At 72.2% G+C, this 13,850-nt stretch carries 14 protein-coding genes; 12 read left to right on the top strand and 2 right to left on the bottom strand.

All coding sequences use genetic code 11. From position 1 onward, the window contains the following. Positions 1-13: 13 nt before the first annotated feature. Positions 14-1,333 (bottom strand): exodeoxyribonuclease VII large subunit, encoded by a 1,320-nt coding sequence (gene xseA / locus H4F90_RS06620; RefSeq protein WP_235971973.1) that lies wholly within the window; start codon positions 1,331-1,333, stop codon positions 14-16. Between the two features lie 291 nt (positions 1,334-1,624). Here xseA and lpxK point away from each other — a divergent pair, with 291 nt between their 5' ends. The 4 genes from lpxK (at position 1,625) to adk (ending at position 4,481) form a co-directional block, all read left to right on the top strand. Then, positions 1,625-2,728 (top strand): tetraacyldisaccharide 4'-kinase, encoded by a 1,104-nt coding sequence (lpxK, locus tag H4F90_RS06625; RefSeq protein ID WP_182662586.1) that lies wholly within the window; start codon positions 1,625-1,627, stop codon positions 2,726-2,728. Between the two features lie 19 nt (positions 2,729-2,747). Beyond that, positions 2,748-2,948, top strand: a complete 201-nt coding sequence (locus H4F90_RS06630) for a Trm112 family protein (RefSeq protein ID WP_182662588.1) — start codon at positions 2,748-2,750, stop codon at positions 2,946-2,948. Beyond that, on the top strand, positions 2,945-3,718 hold the full coding sequence (kdsB, locus tag H4F90_RS06635) for a 3-deoxy-manno-octulosonate cytidylyltransferase (RefSeq protein ID WP_182662590.1): 774 nt from the start codon (positions 2,945-2,947) through the stop codon (positions 3,716-3,718). The genes H4F90_RS06630 and kdsB overlap by 4 nt, the downstream gene beginning before the upstream one ends. 109 nt (positions 3,719-3,827) lie before the next feature. Next, entirely contained in the window at positions 3,828-4,481 is a 654-nt protein-coding gene (adk, locus tag H4F90_RS06640) for an adenylate kinase (RefSeq protein WP_182662592.1), read from the top strand. A 257-nt stretch (positions 4,482-4,738) separates the two neighbouring features. On the opposite strand, the gene H4F90_RS06645 is transcribed toward adk, so the two are convergent. Next, complete coding sequence (locus H4F90_RS06645) at positions 4,739-6,316, bottom strand: UbiD family decarboxylase domain-containing protein (RefSeq protein ID WP_182662594.1); 1,578 nt, start codon at positions 6,314-6,316, stop codon at positions 4,739-4,741. 331 nt (positions 6,317-6,647) lie between these two features. Here H4F90_RS06645 and H4F90_RS06650 point away from each other — a divergent pair, with 331 nt between their 5' ends. The 8 genes from H4F90_RS06650 (at position 6,648) to H4F90_RS06685 (ending at position 13,733) form a co-directional block, all read left to right on the top strand. After that, on the top strand, positions 6,648-7,562 hold the full coding sequence (locus H4F90_RS06650; protein WP_235971975.1) for a lytic transglycosylase domain-containing protein: 915 nt from the start codon (positions 6,648-6,650) through the stop codon (positions 7,560-7,562). Positions 7,563-7,789: 227 nt separating this feature from the next. Next, entirely contained in the window at positions 7,790-9,040 is a 1,251-nt protein-coding gene (glyA, locus tag H4F90_RS06655; protein WP_182662598.1) for a serine hydroxymethyltransferase, read from the top strand. Between the two features lie 95 nt (positions 9,041-9,135). After that, positions 9,136-9,579, top strand: coding sequence for a transcriptional regulator NrdR (nrdR, locus tag H4F90_RS06660; RefSeq protein ID WP_182662600.1), 444 nt, complete (start codon positions 9,136-9,138; stop codon positions 9,577-9,579). Positions 9,580-9,685: 106 nt separating this feature from the next. Then, positions 9,686-10,234, top strand: a complete 549-nt coding sequence (locus H4F90_RS06665; RefSeq protein ID WP_182662602.1) for a GspH/FimT family pseudopilin — start codon at positions 9,686-9,688, stop codon at positions 10,232-10,234. A gap of 9 nt (positions 10,235-10,243) precedes the next feature. Continuing rightward, positions 10,244-10,738, top strand: coding sequence for a type IV pilin protein (locus tag H4F90_RS06670; RefSeq protein ID WP_182662604.1), 495 nt, complete (start codon positions 10,244-10,246; stop codon positions 10,736-10,738). Further along, positions 10,735-11,364 carry a hypothetical protein gene (locus H4F90_RS06675; RefSeq protein WP_182662606.1) on the top strand — a complete coding sequence of 210 codons (630 nt, stop codon included), beginning with the start codon at positions 10,735-10,737 and terminating at the stop codon, positions 11,362-11,364. The genes H4F90_RS06670 and H4F90_RS06675 overlap by 4 nt, the downstream gene beginning before the upstream one ends. Positions 11,365-11,371: 7 nt before the next feature. Next, on the top strand, positions 11,372-12,646 hold the full coding sequence (locus H4F90_RS06680) for a hypothetical protein (protein WP_182662608.1): 1,275 nt from the start codon (positions 11,372-11,374) through the stop codon (positions 12,644-12,646). Positions 12,647-12,668: 22 nt separating this feature from the next. Further along, positions 12,669-13,733: a hypothetical protein gene (locus H4F90_RS06685; RefSeq protein ID WP_182662609.1), complete on the top strand. Its 1,065-nt coding sequence runs from the start codon at positions 12,669-12,671 to the stop codon at positions 13,731-13,733. The last annotated feature ends 117 nt before the right edge of the window (positions 13,734-13,850 follow it).

Genomic DNA, 13,850 nt, shown 5'->3' on the forward strand with positions numbered 1-13,850 from the left:
GGCCGCAGCCGGCTCAGCGGCCACGCCGGGGCCGTCGCCCCGGTGCAGGCGGCAGCAGCGCCTCGGCCCGCGCCTGCACCCGCCCGTCGGCCAGCACCGCCTCGAAGGACTCGCCGGGCTGAAGCTGCGCGACCGAGCACAGCGGCTGGCCGCCCGGCGCCTCCAGCCGCGACCAGCCGCGGGCCAGCACGCGGGCCGGGTCCAGGGCATCGAGTCGGACGCCCAGCTGCATCAGCTGCTGCGCCAGGGCCTCGCGCCGGGTCTGCGCCGCATGCCGGCCGCGCAGGGCCAGGCGGTCCAGGGTCTGGCCGCGGGCCTGAAGCTGACGCTCCAGCGCAAGGCGGCGACGCTGGTCCAGGCCGGCCAGGCGCTCGCGCTCACGGGCCAGGCGCTGGGCCGGCCGGGCCAGGCGCAGGCCGAGGCGGTCGAGCCGCTCGCCCTCGCGCTCGAGCCGGCGGTTCATGCCCTCGCCGACCCGGCCCTGAAGCTGCGCCAGCTGCAACAGGAGGCTGTCGCGGCTGGGTGCAGCCAGCTCGGCGGCAGCGGTAGGTGTCGGCGCGCGCAGGTCGGCGGCCAGGTCGGCCAGGCTGAGGTCGGTCTCGTGGCCGATGCCGGTGAGCACCGGCACCGGGTGGGCGGCAATCGCGCGGACCAGGGCCGGGTCGTTGAAGGCCCACAGGTCTTCCATCGAGCCGCCGCCGCGGGCCAGGATCAACAGCTCGATCTCCGGCCGGCGCGCGGCCGCTGCCAGCGCGGCGCACAGTGCAGCCGGCGCGTCGACGCCCTGCACCGGGCTGGGCAGCACCAGCACCCGGACCTGCGGCGCGCGCCGGGCCAGGGCGGTGCAGACGTCGTGCAGGGCCGCGCCGGCCAGCGAGCTGACCACGCCGATGCAACGGGGCAGCCGGGGCAGCGGCCGCTTGCGTCCGGCCTCGAACAGGCCCTCGGCCGCGAGTTGGGCCTTGAGCCGCAGGAAGCGCTCGTAGAGGGCACCGACCCCGGCGCGCTGCAGCGATTCGGCGACGAACTGCAGCTCGCCGCGCGGCTCGTAGACCGCGACGCGGCCGCGCAGCTCGACCGCCTCGCCCTCGCCGGGCAGGCTGGCCAGCAGGGCCGCGGCGCGCCGGAACATCGCGCAGCGCAGGCTGGCGCCGCCGGCCGGGTCCTTCAGCGTGAAGTAGCAGTGGCCGCTGGCCGCGCGGGTGAAGCCGCTGATCTCGCCGCGCACCGTGACGCTGGCAAAGCGGGCGGCCAGGGTCTCGGCCACGGCCTGCACCAGGCCGGCGACCGACCAGGCCGGCCGGCCGGCCGCCGAGGTCTCGCCCGGCCTCATCGGCAGCCCCCAGCGCACGCTGCGCACTTGCTGCAGCGCACAGCGGATCGAAGGAACTCCACAAGCGCGGCGCCGGTTGCACGGGCCTCCGCAGCCCCTGTCATGCGCCCGCCATATCGTCTCAAGGGGTTGATTTTCAAGGACATTTTTCTGCCTCACGATGAGGCAATCTGTTGCGAACGCAGGATTCATGCGCCTTTGCGGGCCGTCAGAGCAGCTTGCCCACAAAGTTATCCACAGGGACGGTGGATGACCGGAGCCCTGCAAGAGGCGGTCCGATAATCGCCCGCCATGCCGCTCCCCCCCCCTCCCCGCCCCTGGCGCGTCCGGCTCGAACTGCGCCTGCAGGCGGCCTGGCGCGGTCGCGGTGGCCTGGCCTGCAGCCTGCTGCCGCTGGCCGGGCTGTTCGGCCTGCTCGGCGCGCTGCATCGCGGGCTCTACCGCCTCGGGCTGCGGCGCGCACGGCATCCGGGCTGTCCGGTGGTGGTGGTCGGCAACCGGATTGTCGGCGGCGCCGGCAAGACCCCGACCACGCTGGCCGTGGTCGCCGCGCTGCAGGACCTGGGCTGGCGGCCGGGCATCGTCTCGCGCGGGCACGGCCGGCGCGAGATGGGCCGCATCCTTGGCGTCACACCGGAGGCCGAGGCCGAGACGGTCGGCGACGAGGCCCTGCTGATGCGGCTGCGCAGCGGCGTGCCCGTCTGGGTCGGCCGGGACCGCGCGGCGGCGGCCGACGCGCTGCGCGCGGCGCATCCCGAGGTCGACGTGATCGTCGCCGATGACGGACTGCAGCACCTGCGGCTGGCGCGCGACGTCGAGCTGCTGGTCTTCGACCGTCGCGGCGCCGGCAACGGCTGGCTGCTGCCGGCCGGACCGCTGCGCGAGCCGCTGCAGACCCGATCCTTCGCCCGGCGGGCCTGCCGGGTGATCTACAGCGACGGGCGGGCCAGCACCGCCCTGTCCGGCCTGATCCTGCAGCGCCGGCTGAGCCCGCCCCAGACCCTGGCGGACTGGTGGGCGCGCCAGCCCGCGGCGCCGGCCGCGGCCTGGGCTGCACTGCGCGAGGGGCCGCAGCCCCTGGCCGCGCTGGCCGGCATCGCGCATCCGGAGCGCTACTTCGAGGCCCTGCGGGCCGAGGGCCTGAAGGTGGACGGTCTGCCCTGCGCCGATCACGACCGCCTCGACCCCCTGCCCTGGCCGCCCGGCCTGCCGCGCCTGCTGCTGACCGAGAAGGACGCGGTGAAGATCCGCCCCGAGCGCCTGGCCCGCGAGCGTCCGGGCAGCTGCGTCTGGGTCACGCCGCTAGACTTGCCCGCGACCCCGGAGTTGGTTGCGGCGCTGCACGAGGCGCTGGGCCCGCCCCCCGGTCGCGGCGGACCGACCGCCGCCCCCTGACCCCCTGCCGACGCGCCCGATGGACACCCGCCTGATCGACCTGCTGGTCTGCCCGATCTGCAAGAGCCCCCTGAGCCACGACCGCGAGGCCCGGGAGCTGATCTGCGCCGCCGACCGGCTGGCCTTCCCGATCCGGGACGGCATCCCGGTCATGCTGGAGAACGAGGCCCGCCCCCTGGACGACAGCTCGCCGACCGCCGTCGAAGGCCTGCCGGCATGAAGCCGGTCGTGCTGATTCCGGCGCGGATGGCCTCCAGCCGCCTGCCCGGCAAGCCGCTTGCCGACCTGGCGGGCAAGCCGATGGTGGTGCGCGTGGCCGAACGGGCTGCACGGGCCGATGCCGCCCGCGTGGTGGTGGCCGCGGACGATGCACGCATCCTCGCGGCCTGCGGAGCCCACGGCATCGAAGCCGTGATGACCCGCACCGACCATCCGACCGGCAGCGACCGCCTGGCGGAGGCCTGCGCCCTGCTCGGCCTGGACGATGCGGCCGTCGTCGTCAACGTGCAGGGCGACGAGCCGCTGATCGACCCCGCCCTGATCGATGCCTGCGCGCGGCTGCTGGCCGAACGGGACGAATGCGTCATGGCCACCGCGGCCCATGCCATCGACAGCGTCGAGGAGTATCTGAACCCGAACGTGGTCAAGGTCGTCTGCGACCGCCTGGGCCGCGCGCTGACGTTCTCACGCGCGCCGCTGCCCTGGTGGCGCGATGGCCACGCCAACGGGGTGCACCGGCTGCCCGAGCCGGCCCCCTTGCGCCACATCGGCCTGTACGCCTACCGCGTCGGCTTCCTGCGGCGCTACCCGCTGCTTCAGGCCTGCGCCCTGGAGGCGACCGAGTCGCTGGAACAGCTGCGCGTGCTCTGGCACGGGGAGCGCATCGCCGTGCATGTGGGCGCGGGCCGGCCGGGGCCGGGCGTCGACACGCCCGAGGATCTGGCCCGCGTGCGCCGCCTGTTCGTCGAGGGCGCCGGGCTGCTGTCGTAAGCAGGACACAGGAATGCGGGTGCTATCCTCGCCCGAGGTTTGCGCCTGACAGGGCGCGGACATTTTTTTGGCCGCGGTGCAGAGGCACCGCAAAGAGCACGAGGAACGGATGAGACTGATCCTGTTGGGAGCGCCCGGCGCGGGCAAGGGCACGCAAGCCGCCTTCATCTGCCAGCGTTACGGCATCCCGCAGATTTCGACCGGCGACATGCTGCGTGCGGCCGTCAAGGCCGGCACCCCGCTGGGCCTGGAAGCCAAGAAGGTGATGGACGCGGGTGGCCTCGTCAGCGACGACATCATCATCGGCCTCGTGAAGGAACGCATCGCCCAGCCGGACTGCGCGAAGGGCTTCCTGTTCGACGGCTTCCCGCGAACCATCCCGCAGGCCGACGCGATGAAGGCCGCCGGCGTCAAGCTGGACCTGGTGCTCGAGATCGACGTGCCCGACGAAGCCATCATCGAGCGCATGAGCGGCCGCCGCGTGCACGTGGCCTCGGGCCGCACCTACCACGTCAAGTTCAATCCGCCCAAGGTGGAGGGCAAGGACGACGCGACCGGTGAAGACCTGATCCAGCGCGACGACGACAAGGAAGCCACCGTCAAGAAGCGGCTGGAGGTCTACCAGAGTCAGACCCGCCCGCTGGTCGACTACTACTCGGCCTGGTCGGCCACCGGCGATGCGGCCGCGCCGCGCTATGCGCGCATCCTCGGCCTGGGTACGGTGGAAGAGATCACCGCCCGCGCACTCGCCGCGCTGGGCTGATCCACCGCGGGGCGGGCGCAGCGCCGGCCCCCAGAAAGAAGAAACCCCGCCCGCCGTGAGGCGGACGGGGGTTGCGACCGGAGTCGCTGGCGGTCTGCCGAACCGGACGGAGGGGCCGGGTATCAGGCCGCGGAGGCCCAGGGATGGACCTCGGTGCATGCCCTGGATGGGCGAACCCATCTTGCGACCGCCCCCCGGTCCTGACCAGCGGGGTTTGACTATCGGCCCGGCCCGCGCCTGCCGGTCCGGGCTATGCCTCAAGGGCGATCCAGGCCCAGGCCGGCCACGATGCCCTCGACACGCCGCGTGACCTCGGGGGACATGCTGAGCGCACGACCCCACTCCCGCTCGGTTTCGCCCGGCCATTTGTTCGTTGCATCCAGGCCCATCTTGCCGCCCAGGCCACTGACCGGGCTGGCGAAATCCAGGTAGTCGATGGGTGTCTGCGGCACCAGGGTGGTGTCGCGCACCGGGTCCATCCGCGTGGTGATGGCCCAGATCAGCTCCTTCCAGTCGCGCACGTTGACGTCCTCGTCGGTGACGACGATGAACTTCGTGTACATGAACTGCCGCAGGAAGCTCCACAGTCCGAACATCAGCCGCTTGGCATGGCCGGGGTAGGCCTTCTTGATGCTGATCGCGGCCAGGCGGTAGCTGCAGCCCTCGGGCGGCAGGTAGAAATCGACGATCTCCGGAAACTGCTTCTGCAGGATGGGCACGAAGACCTCGTTGAGCGCGACACCGAGGATGGCGGGCTCGTCGGGCGGCTTGCCGGTGTAGGTGGAGTGGTAGATCGCCTGGTGGCGGCGCGTCAGGCGCTGCAGCTCGACGACGGGGAACCAGTCCTGCTCGTTGTAATAGCCGGTGTGGTCGCCGAAGGGGCCTTCGAGCGCATGCAGGTAGCCGCCCTTCTCCTTCAGCGGCACCCCATCGGCGCTGTGCCCGACGAAGCCGGCGGCGGCCGGCGGGATGTGTCCCTCCAGCACGATCTCGGCGCTGGCGGGCACCTGCAGCCAGCGACCGGCCTCGCCGACCGCGGTGTCGACCACCTCGGTACGGCTGCCGCGAAGCAGGCCGGCAAACTGGTACTCGCCCAGGGTGTCGGGCACCGGCGTGACGGCGCCGAGGATGGTCGCCGGGTCGGCCCCGAGCGCCGTGACCACCGGGAAAGGCTGGCACGGATTCGCCAGTGCGAAGTCGCGGAAATCGAGGGCACCGCCGCGATGCGCCAGCCAGCGCATGATGGTCTGGCGCGGGCCGATCTTCTGCTGGCGGTAGATGCCGAGGTTCTGGCGCGCACGCGCGTTCGGAACCGATTGCGGCCCGCGGGTGACGACCAGGCCCCAGGTGATCAGCGGGCCGGCGTCGCCGGGCCAGCAGGTCTGGATGGGCAGTTCGCCGAGGTCGATCTCGGCGCCTTCGAGCACCTCGTCCTGACAGGGCGCGCGGCGCAGGCGCTCGGGCTTCATCGACCACAGGGCCTTGCCCAGCTGCAGCAACTTGCCGGCGTCCTTCAGGCCCCGCGGCGGCTCGGGCTCCTTGAGGCTGGCCAGCAGCTGGCCGATCGTGCGCAGTTCCCCGACCTCGTCGGCCCCCATGCCCAGCGCGACCCGACGGGGGGTGCCGAAAAGGTTGGCCAGGACCGGCGTGGCGCCGGGCCGGGAACCCGGCGTTTCACAAGGGGTCTCGAAAAGCAGCGCGGGGCCTGCGGCACGCAGCGTGGCGTCGGCAATCGCCGTCATCTCCAGCCGGGGAGAGACTGGCTCGCGGATGCGGCGCAGCTCGCCGCCAGCTTCCAATCCTTGAATGAAGTCCCGCAAATCCCGGTATTTCATGCTTATGCGGAATGAACCGCGGCTTCTTTATGGTTGACAGGTTATTTGAAGCGTCCCTAGACTGCGGGCCGTCCCTAGGGATAACCCGCGCCACGGTCGTGGCGCGACGCTGCCGATGGTCCCAACCCGGGGGTCCGCCTGTTTGAGGCCGACCCGTTCCACCCGCCGGGGGATTATCGAATGGGGGGTGCAGACGGATCGTTCCGTCCCGCGACCACCCCAGGAAAGGAGAGACATGACAGCGTTCCAAGCCACACCGAAGGCGGGCGCGGCCCCTGGCCTCGCCCTCCGGCGGTCCGGTCAGGCCCTCATCCGCCCGATCGCGCTCTTTTTGAAAGATGCAGGCCAGGGCCTGCTCGAGGTCTGCCACAACTCCTTTGCGCTGCTGGGCCTGGGCGTGGTGGCGGCGAGTCTTTTCCTGGCGGGCCGGCCGGAGCTTCGCGCCTCGCTGGAGCTGCGGGCGCTGGGCTGGCTGCAAGTCCGGCAGGACCTTCGCTCGGAGGCCGATCCGAACGTCACCGTGGCGCTGGCAGAGCTCGGCGCGGCCGAGCGGGTGACCGCCGCCGACCCCGGTTCGCTGACCCGGCAGCAGGCCGCCATCGCGCAGTGGCTGTCGCGCCGCTACCGGGTGGCCCCCGAGCCGGTCAGCCGCCTGGTGCAGGAAGCCTGGGAAGTGGGCCGCCGCGCGAACCTGGATCCGACCTTGATCCTCGCGGTGATCGCGATCGAGTCGCGCTTCAACCCCTTCGCGCAGAGCCCGGTGGGCGCCCAGGGCCTGATGCAGGTCATGACCCGCGTGCACGACGAGAAGTACGAGAACTTCGGCGGCACCCTGGCCGCCCTGGATCCCCTGGCCAACCTGCGGGTCGGCGTGCAGGTGCTCAAAGAGGCGATCGACCGCAGCGGCTCGGTCGAGGGCGGGCTCAAGCATTACGTGGGCGCGGCCAACCTGGAGACCGACGGGGGCTACGCGAGCAAGGTGCTCTCCGAGCAGTCGATGCTGCAACGCGTGGCCGGCGGTCGCCAAGTCACCCTGCTCAGCCCGCATGCCCTGCCGCCGCGGCGGACCCCTGCGCCGGCGGGTGGCGCGGCCTCGGCAGGCGGCAGCCGTCCGACCGGTTCGCAGCCGCAGAACAGCCCGGCGGACGGCAGCGAGGGCAGCGAGGGCAGCCGCTCGATCACGCTGCTGATGCCGCTTCAGAGTCCGCCGATGGCGGTGTTGCAGCAGCTTGCATCCTCGCGCTGAGGGCTCGCCGGCAAGCCCGGCGATTCAGCGGTGCTTATCCGGGCCGTCACAATCCCTGAGGCCAGGCTCGCAGAGCCTGCCGCTACACTGATTTCACCCTGCCGAGCCCTCGGCACACGGTCTTGCCAGGGTGCCGGCCGACACCGCGCCAGCGCTCCACGCCCGCTCTGCGGCGCGGAGGAACTCGTCGGAACCCGCTCCCTTTGACACCCTTGATGGGACTCTCCATGTTCGATCGCAGCACTTCGACCCTCGCCAACATCGACCCGGACCTCTGGGCAGCCATCCAGGCGGAAAACCACCGCCAGGAAGCGCACATCGAGCTGATCGCGTCGGAGAACTACACCTCGCCGGCCGTCATGCAGGCGCAGGGCACTCAGCTGACCAACAAGTACGCCGAGGGCTACCCGGGCAAGCGCTACTACGGTGGCTGCGAGAACGTCGACGTGGTCGAGCAACTCGCCATCGACCGGCTCAAGCAGATGTACGGCGCCGGCTTCGCCAACGTCCAGCCCAATTCCGGCTCGCAGGCCAACCAGGCGGTCTTCCTCGCCCTGCTCCAGCCCGGCGACACCATCCTGGGCATGAGCCTGGCCGAAGGCGGCCACCTCACCCACGGCATGGCGCTGAACATGTCGGGCAAGTGGTTCAAGGTCGTCAGCTACGGCCTCAACGCGGCCGAGGAGATCGACTACGACGCGATGGAGCGTCAGGCCCACGAGCACAAGCCCAAGCTGATCATCGCCGGCGCCTCGGCCTATGCCCTGCGCATCGACTGGGCGCGCTTCGCCAAGGTCGCCAAGGATGTTGGCGCCTACCTGATGGTCGACATGGCCCACTATTCGGGCCTGATCGCCGCAGGCGTCTACCCGAACCCGGTGCCCTTTGCCGACGTCGTCACCTCCACCACGCACAAGAGCCTGCGCGGCCCGCGCGGCGGCATCATCGTCACCAACAACGAAGAGATCGCCAAGAAGATCAACAGCGCGGTCTTCCCGGGCCTGCAGGGTGGGCCCCTGATGCACGTCATCGCCGGCAAGGCCGTGGCCTTCCACGAGTGCCTGCAGCCCAGCTTCAAGGTCTACCAGGAGCAGGTGCTCAAGAATGCCGCCGTCCTGGCCAACACCCTGATCGAGCGTGGCCTGCGCATCGTCAGCGGCCGGACCGAAAGCCATGTGATGTTGGTCGACCTGCGCGCCAAGGGCATCACCGGCAAGGACGCCGAGCGCGTGCTCGGCGAGGCCCACATCACCTGCAACAAGAACGGCATCCCCAACGACCCGCAGAAGCCGATGATCACCAGCGGCATCCGCCTGGGCTCGCCGGCCATGACCACCCGCGGCTTCAAGGAAGAGCAGGCCCGCCTGACCGCCCACCTGGTGGCCGACGTGCTGGATGCGCCGAACGATCCGGCCCGCATTGCCGAGGTGCGTGCCAAGGTCGAGGCCCTGACCCGCGACTTCCCGGTCTACCGCTGAGCCCGTCCCGGCGGCCCCGCCGCCGCTGCTAAGCTTCGACGACCCGCCCGTGCGATCCCGCCCGGCGGGTCGTTTGTCTTGGAGTTCCGGCCCCCATGCGCTGCCCCTTCTGCCAGCACGAAGACACCCAGGTCGTCGAGACCCGGGGCTCGGACGAGGGCACGGTGATCCGCAGGCGCCGCCGCTGTCCGTCCTGCGACAAGCGCTTCACGACCTACGAACGAGCGGAGCTGGCCATGCCCACCGTCGTGAAGAAGGATGGCACCCGGGTCGATTTCGACCGCGCGAAAGTGCGTGCCTCGATGCAGCTCGCGCTCCGCAAGCGCTCGGTCAGCATGGACCAGATCGATGCCGCCGTCGCCCGCATCGAAGAGGCGCTGCTGGCGGCCGGCGCCAATGAAACGCCCTCCAGCCGCATCGGCGAGCTGGTCATGCGCGAGCTGATGAAGCTCGACAAGGTCGCCTACGTGCGCTTTGCCTCCGTCTACCGCAGCTTCGAAGGCGTGGACGAATTCAGCCGCCTGATCCGCGAGATCTGAGCCTCCCTAGTCCGTCGGGCCCCCTCCCCAGCGCGGGGGGACGTCGCCAGCCGGCCCGCAGCCTAAGGTGCAGCCAAGGCCCCGTCCTGGGGCCAGGGAGCGCACGATGACGGGTCCGTCCCTGCAGACCGAAGGCGGTCTGACCCTGGTTGAACTGCTCGTTGCCCTGGCGGTTTCGAGCCTGCTGCTCGGCCTCGGCGCCCCCCCGTGGATCGACCACCTTGAGCGACGACGTCTCGAAGGTGGCCTGCAGCGCCTGCGCAGCGAGCTGCAGCTGCTGCGACAGGACGCACTGGCGCGCCAGCAGACGCTGCGCATGGGCTTTGCCGACAGCCCCGGACTCGGGAGCTGCACGATCAGCCACACCGGTGCCGCTGGCGCATGCATCTGCAACCCGGCCACCGGTGGCGTCAGCTGCGGCTCCGGGGCCCAGGCGCTGCGCAGCCAGCACTGGCCGGCCGCCGACCGGGTGCGCCTGGGCAGCAACGTGACCAGCCTGGCGGTGTCGCCCCTGCTCGGCACCGTCAGCCCCACGGCCACCCTGAAGCTCAGCGACAGCCGCGGCCGCGAGCTGCGCGCCGTGCTGAATGTGATGGGCCGGGTCCGCAGCTGCACGGCAGGTCATCCCAGCCTGCCGGGCCAGCCTGCCTGCTGAGGTGGGGCGATGTCCGGCAGATCTCGAGGCATTCGACGGCCGGCAGGCTGGACCCTGGTCGAGCTGGCCGTCGTGCTGGGCCTGCTCACCCTGCTCAGCAGCCTGACCCTGCCGAGCTTCCTGGCCCAGCAACGCGAGGGCCGCCGCAGCGAAGCCCTCGGCCTGCTCATGGAGATCGAGCTGCGACAGACGCAGTGGCACGCCCTGAACGGCAGCTACAGCGCCAATCTCGGCAGTGCCGAGCTGGCCCTGGACCCGCACAACAGCCACAGCCTCCAGCTGCAAGCCCCGAGCGGACGCTACCGGATCGAGCTGCATGCGGTCGGCAGCGAGGGCTACCAGCTCCGGGCCATCGCCCAGGGCAGCCAGGATGCCGATCTGCCCTGCCGCTTGCTGGTGCTGGAGCAGGCTGCGCTGCACACACGCCGACTGGCCGGCCCGGCGCCCGAGGCCCTGCTCGATGCCACCAGCTCGCCGGGCGCACGGCGCTGCTGGAAGCTGTGAGGCTTGCGCCATCGGCCCGCGGGGCCACGCTGATCGAGCTGATGCTCGGCCTGACCCTGGCCGCGCTGCTGCTGGCGACTGCGCTGAGGCTGATGGCCGTCCAGATCGACACCTTCCTGCGCACGATGCGCGGCGTACAGCTCGACCAGGACCTGCGCGCGGCCAGCGATCTGATCGTGCGTGAGCTGCGCCGCGCCGGTCACTGGCCTGCGGCGCTCGACGGCGGCAGCACGCCGAATCCCCTGGGTGGCCTGCTGCTCGGCGGTACGCCGGGCAGCGCAGTCGTCGGCTACAGCTACGAGGAAGCGGGTGTTGCCCAGCACCGCGTGCTGCGGCTCAGCAGCAGCACGCTGCAGATGCAGCTGGGTCCGACGGCGAGCTTCCAGGCCCTGAGCGATCCGGCCGTCACGCGGGTGCTGAGCTTCGAGCTGCTCCTGATCGCCCACAGCCAGCCGGCCTGGCTGGCCTGCGCGGGCTCCGCCAGCCCCGGGCTGCGCACGCCGCGGCAACTGGCCCTGCAGATCACCGCCGAGTCTCCCGTCGACCCCCGTGTGCGCGGCCAGGTCCGCACACGCATCCGGCTGCGCAATGACGCCCTTGCCACCCCGCCCACCTGCAGCAGCTGAACGCGGGTTGGCCTCGCTCAGCCTCGGCAGCCTGCTGATGCTTGGTCTGCTGGTGCTGGGCGGACTCTTGCTGCAGGCTCAGCTGGCCGAGCTGCGCAGCGGCGAGCGCCAGCTGCGCACGCTTCAGGCCCGTGAAGCCGCCGAGGCCGGCCTGGCCTGGGCCCGTGTCCAGCTGAACCATCCCCCGCTGACAGTCCCCGGTCTCTGCCCGGCCCCTGGACTGCGCGACCACCTGCTCCAGATCCCGGTCGGGACGGGCCCCCTGCTGCCACAGCCCCTGCATCCTCCACCCCGCGCAGCCTGTCGCTTGGACCCGGAGGGACCGGTCTGCGACTGTCCGCCCCCGGCCTCGGGCCAGCTGCCGGCCGTCGCCGGATCCTCCCCCGGCTTCAGCGTGCGGCCGCAGGCCCTGGCCGCCTCTGCGGCGGCAGCCGGGGCGATGTTGCTGCGCATCGAGGGCTGCAGCGAAACCCGCCCGAGCTGCCTCGGCGGCAGCGGCGAGGAAGCGGGCGCACGGGCCGGCCTGACGGTTGGATTCCAGGCCCGGCCCCTGCTGCTGCGCCTGCCCCGCGCGGCCTTGACGGCGGGCGGACGGGTACGGCTCTGCGCACCCGGTCGCCTGGAGAACCCGGAGCCTGCGGCCGGCGGCCTGCTCGTGCATGCCGGCCTGGCCCTGGCACGCCCCGGCGCAGCGGGTGGCCTGCCACCCTGCCCGGCGGACCTCCTGGTCTGTGTCAGCCCGCCCTGCCCCGGCCTGCTGCTGCAGGGTCTGGCGGGCCAACCCGTCTGGGACACCCTGATCGGACCCGATGCCGGTCTGGCCACCCAGCTGGCCAGCTTCGAGGCCCTGAGCCTGCATCTGTTCGGACTCGACGTGCCCCGGCTGCGCCAAGCGCCGGGCATGGTCCGCCTTGCATCCTCGGATGCCACCGGCCTGCTGCCGCTGCGGGTGAGCCAGGGGGCCAGGCGCCTGTGGGTCGAAGGGCCTTTGACGCTGAACGCCCCGGGCGATCTCGGCTCGGCGACTTCGCCGCTGCTGCTGGTCGTCGAAGGCGCCGTTCACTGGCAGGGCGGTGGACGCCTGTTCGGCCTGCTGGTCGCCGACAGCCTGAACGTGGCCGGCGGCCCGGCCGAGGCCGAACTGCAGGGCGCCGTGCTGCTGCGGGGCGACCACGAGGCCCTGGGTCCGCTGCGTGTGCGCTACGACAGCGCCCTGCTGCTGCGGCTGCGCGCCCAGAGCAGTCTGCTGCTGCCCGTGGCCGGCAGCCTGCGCGACTTCTGAGCGCAGGGCCGTGGAGCCCGCCATGATCCGCCGCCGCGCAGGCAGCGCCCTGCTGGAAGCCCTGCTGCTGGCCAGCCTGCTCGCGATCGGCCTGCTCGCCACCACGGGCCTCCAGCAGCGCATGCTGCGCGCCGGGCAGGTGCAGCGGGACCTCGGTGCAGCCGTGCACCTGGGCCAGGCGGCGCTGGACCAGCTTCGCGCACTGGACGATCCTGCTTCGCTCGCCGTCGCCGCGGCCGATCCGGACGGGCTGAAGCAGGCGTTGGCCGGCGCCTCGGCCCCCCTGGCGCTGGCCTTGACGCTGGATCCGGACGGTGCGCTGCGCCGCCTCCGACTCCAGGTGCACGGCGTGCAGGCTGGCGCGGGAGCCGGCACCAGCCTTCAGCTCGACACCTTGCTGGCCCCAGGCGCTGGCGCCTGGTGGGCCGGCCCCGCACCCGCGCCACTGCGCTGGATGGAGCCGCCCGGCGCGCTGCGCCTGGGGCTTGCGCCCGCTGGGGCCGCAGGCCCCGGGCCGCTGCCAGCCGGCCAGCTCGCCGTGCTGGTGAACGGCGAGGTCTGGATCCTGGAGGCCCTCAGTGGTCATGGTCTGAGCCGCTGCAGCGCTTCGTCGGTCTGCCTTGCCCTGCCGACACGGTGGCTGAGCGGTCAGCTGCTCGGGGCCCTGGCGGCCACGGTGGACAGCGTGCAGCTGGTGGCCTCCGAGCATCTGCTGACCGGCCTCGATCTGGATCCCGGCCCCGGCCTTGCGCTTGCCGGCCACCATTGCACGCTCGATGCCATGAGCCATGACGATCCTGCCTGGCCCGGCGGCAGCCGCCGCTACCGCTGCGTGCTGCGGCCCGGCGACCACGACGGCCTGCCCGGCACCCCACCCGTCTGGGGCGGCCGCCTGCAGCTTCAGGCGGCCTCGGCCCCGGGCGGGACGGTGGTCTGCCGGCTGCTTGCCACGCTCGCACCCGGCTTCGACGCCGCCGCCAGCCCACCGCGCTACCGCGACATCGTCGGCTCGCTGAGCCAGCAGCACCTGGTGCTGGCGGCAGGAACCTGCCCGGCCGGCAGCACGCCGCACCAGAACCTGCCCTGAGCCCGTCGCTGGCACGGCAGGAAGCGGGCGGCGGGCGGTGGGCGGTGGGCGGTGGGCGGTGGGCGGTGGGCGGTGGGCGGTGGGCGGTGGGCGGTGGGCGGTGGGCGGTGGGCGGTG

Source organism: Aquariibacter albus (assembly GCF_014145335.1).
Lineage (GTDB): Bacteria > Pseudomonadota > Gammaproteobacteria > Burkholderiales > Burkholderiaceae_C > Aquariibacter > Aquariibacter albus.

Bases quoted from the DNA above. Each gene is read 5' to 3' on its own strand.
- lpxK (WP_182662586.1), top strand. From the start codon at position 1,625: ATGCCGCTCCCCCCCCCTCCCCGCCCCTGGCGCGTCCGGCTCGAACTG.
- H4F90_RS06645 (WP_182662594.1), bottom strand. From the start codon at position 6,316: ATGAAATACCGGGATTTGCGGGACTTCATTCAAGGATTGGAAGCTGGC.
- H4F90_RS06665 (WP_182662602.1), top strand. From the start codon at position 9,686: ATGACGGGTCCGTCCCTGCAGACCGAAGGCGGTCTGACCCTGGTTGAA.
- H4F90_RS06685 (WP_182662609.1), top strand. From the start codon at position 12,669: ATGATCCGCCGCCGCGCAGGCAGCGCCCTGCTGGAAGCCCTGCTGCTG.
- xseA (WP_235971973.1), bottom strand. From the start codon at position 1,333: ATGAGGCCGGGCGAGACCTCGGCGGCCGGCCGGCCGGCCTGGTCGGTC.
- adk (WP_182662592.1), top strand. From the start codon at position 3,828: ATGAGACTGATCCTGTTGGGAGCGCCCGGCGCGGGCAAGGGCACGCAA.
- kdsB (WP_182662590.1), top strand. From the start codon at position 2,945: ATGAAGCCGGTCGTGCTGATTCCGGCGCGGATGGCCTCCAGCCGCCTG.
- H4F90_RS06670 (WP_182662604.1), top strand. From the start codon at position 10,244: ATGTCCGGCAGATCTCGAGGCATTCGACGGCCGGCAGGCTGGACCCTG.
- glyA (WP_182662598.1), top strand. From the start codon at position 7,790: ATGTTCGATCGCAGCACTTCGACCCTCGCCAACATCGACCCGGACCTC.
- H4F90_RS06630 (WP_182662588.1), top strand. From the start codon at position 2,748: ATGGACACCCGCCTGATCGACCTGCTGGTCTGCCCGATCTGCAAGAGC.
- nrdR (WP_182662600.1), top strand. From the start codon at position 9,136: ATGCGCTGCCCCTTCTGCCAGCACGAAGACACCCAGGTCGTCGAGACC.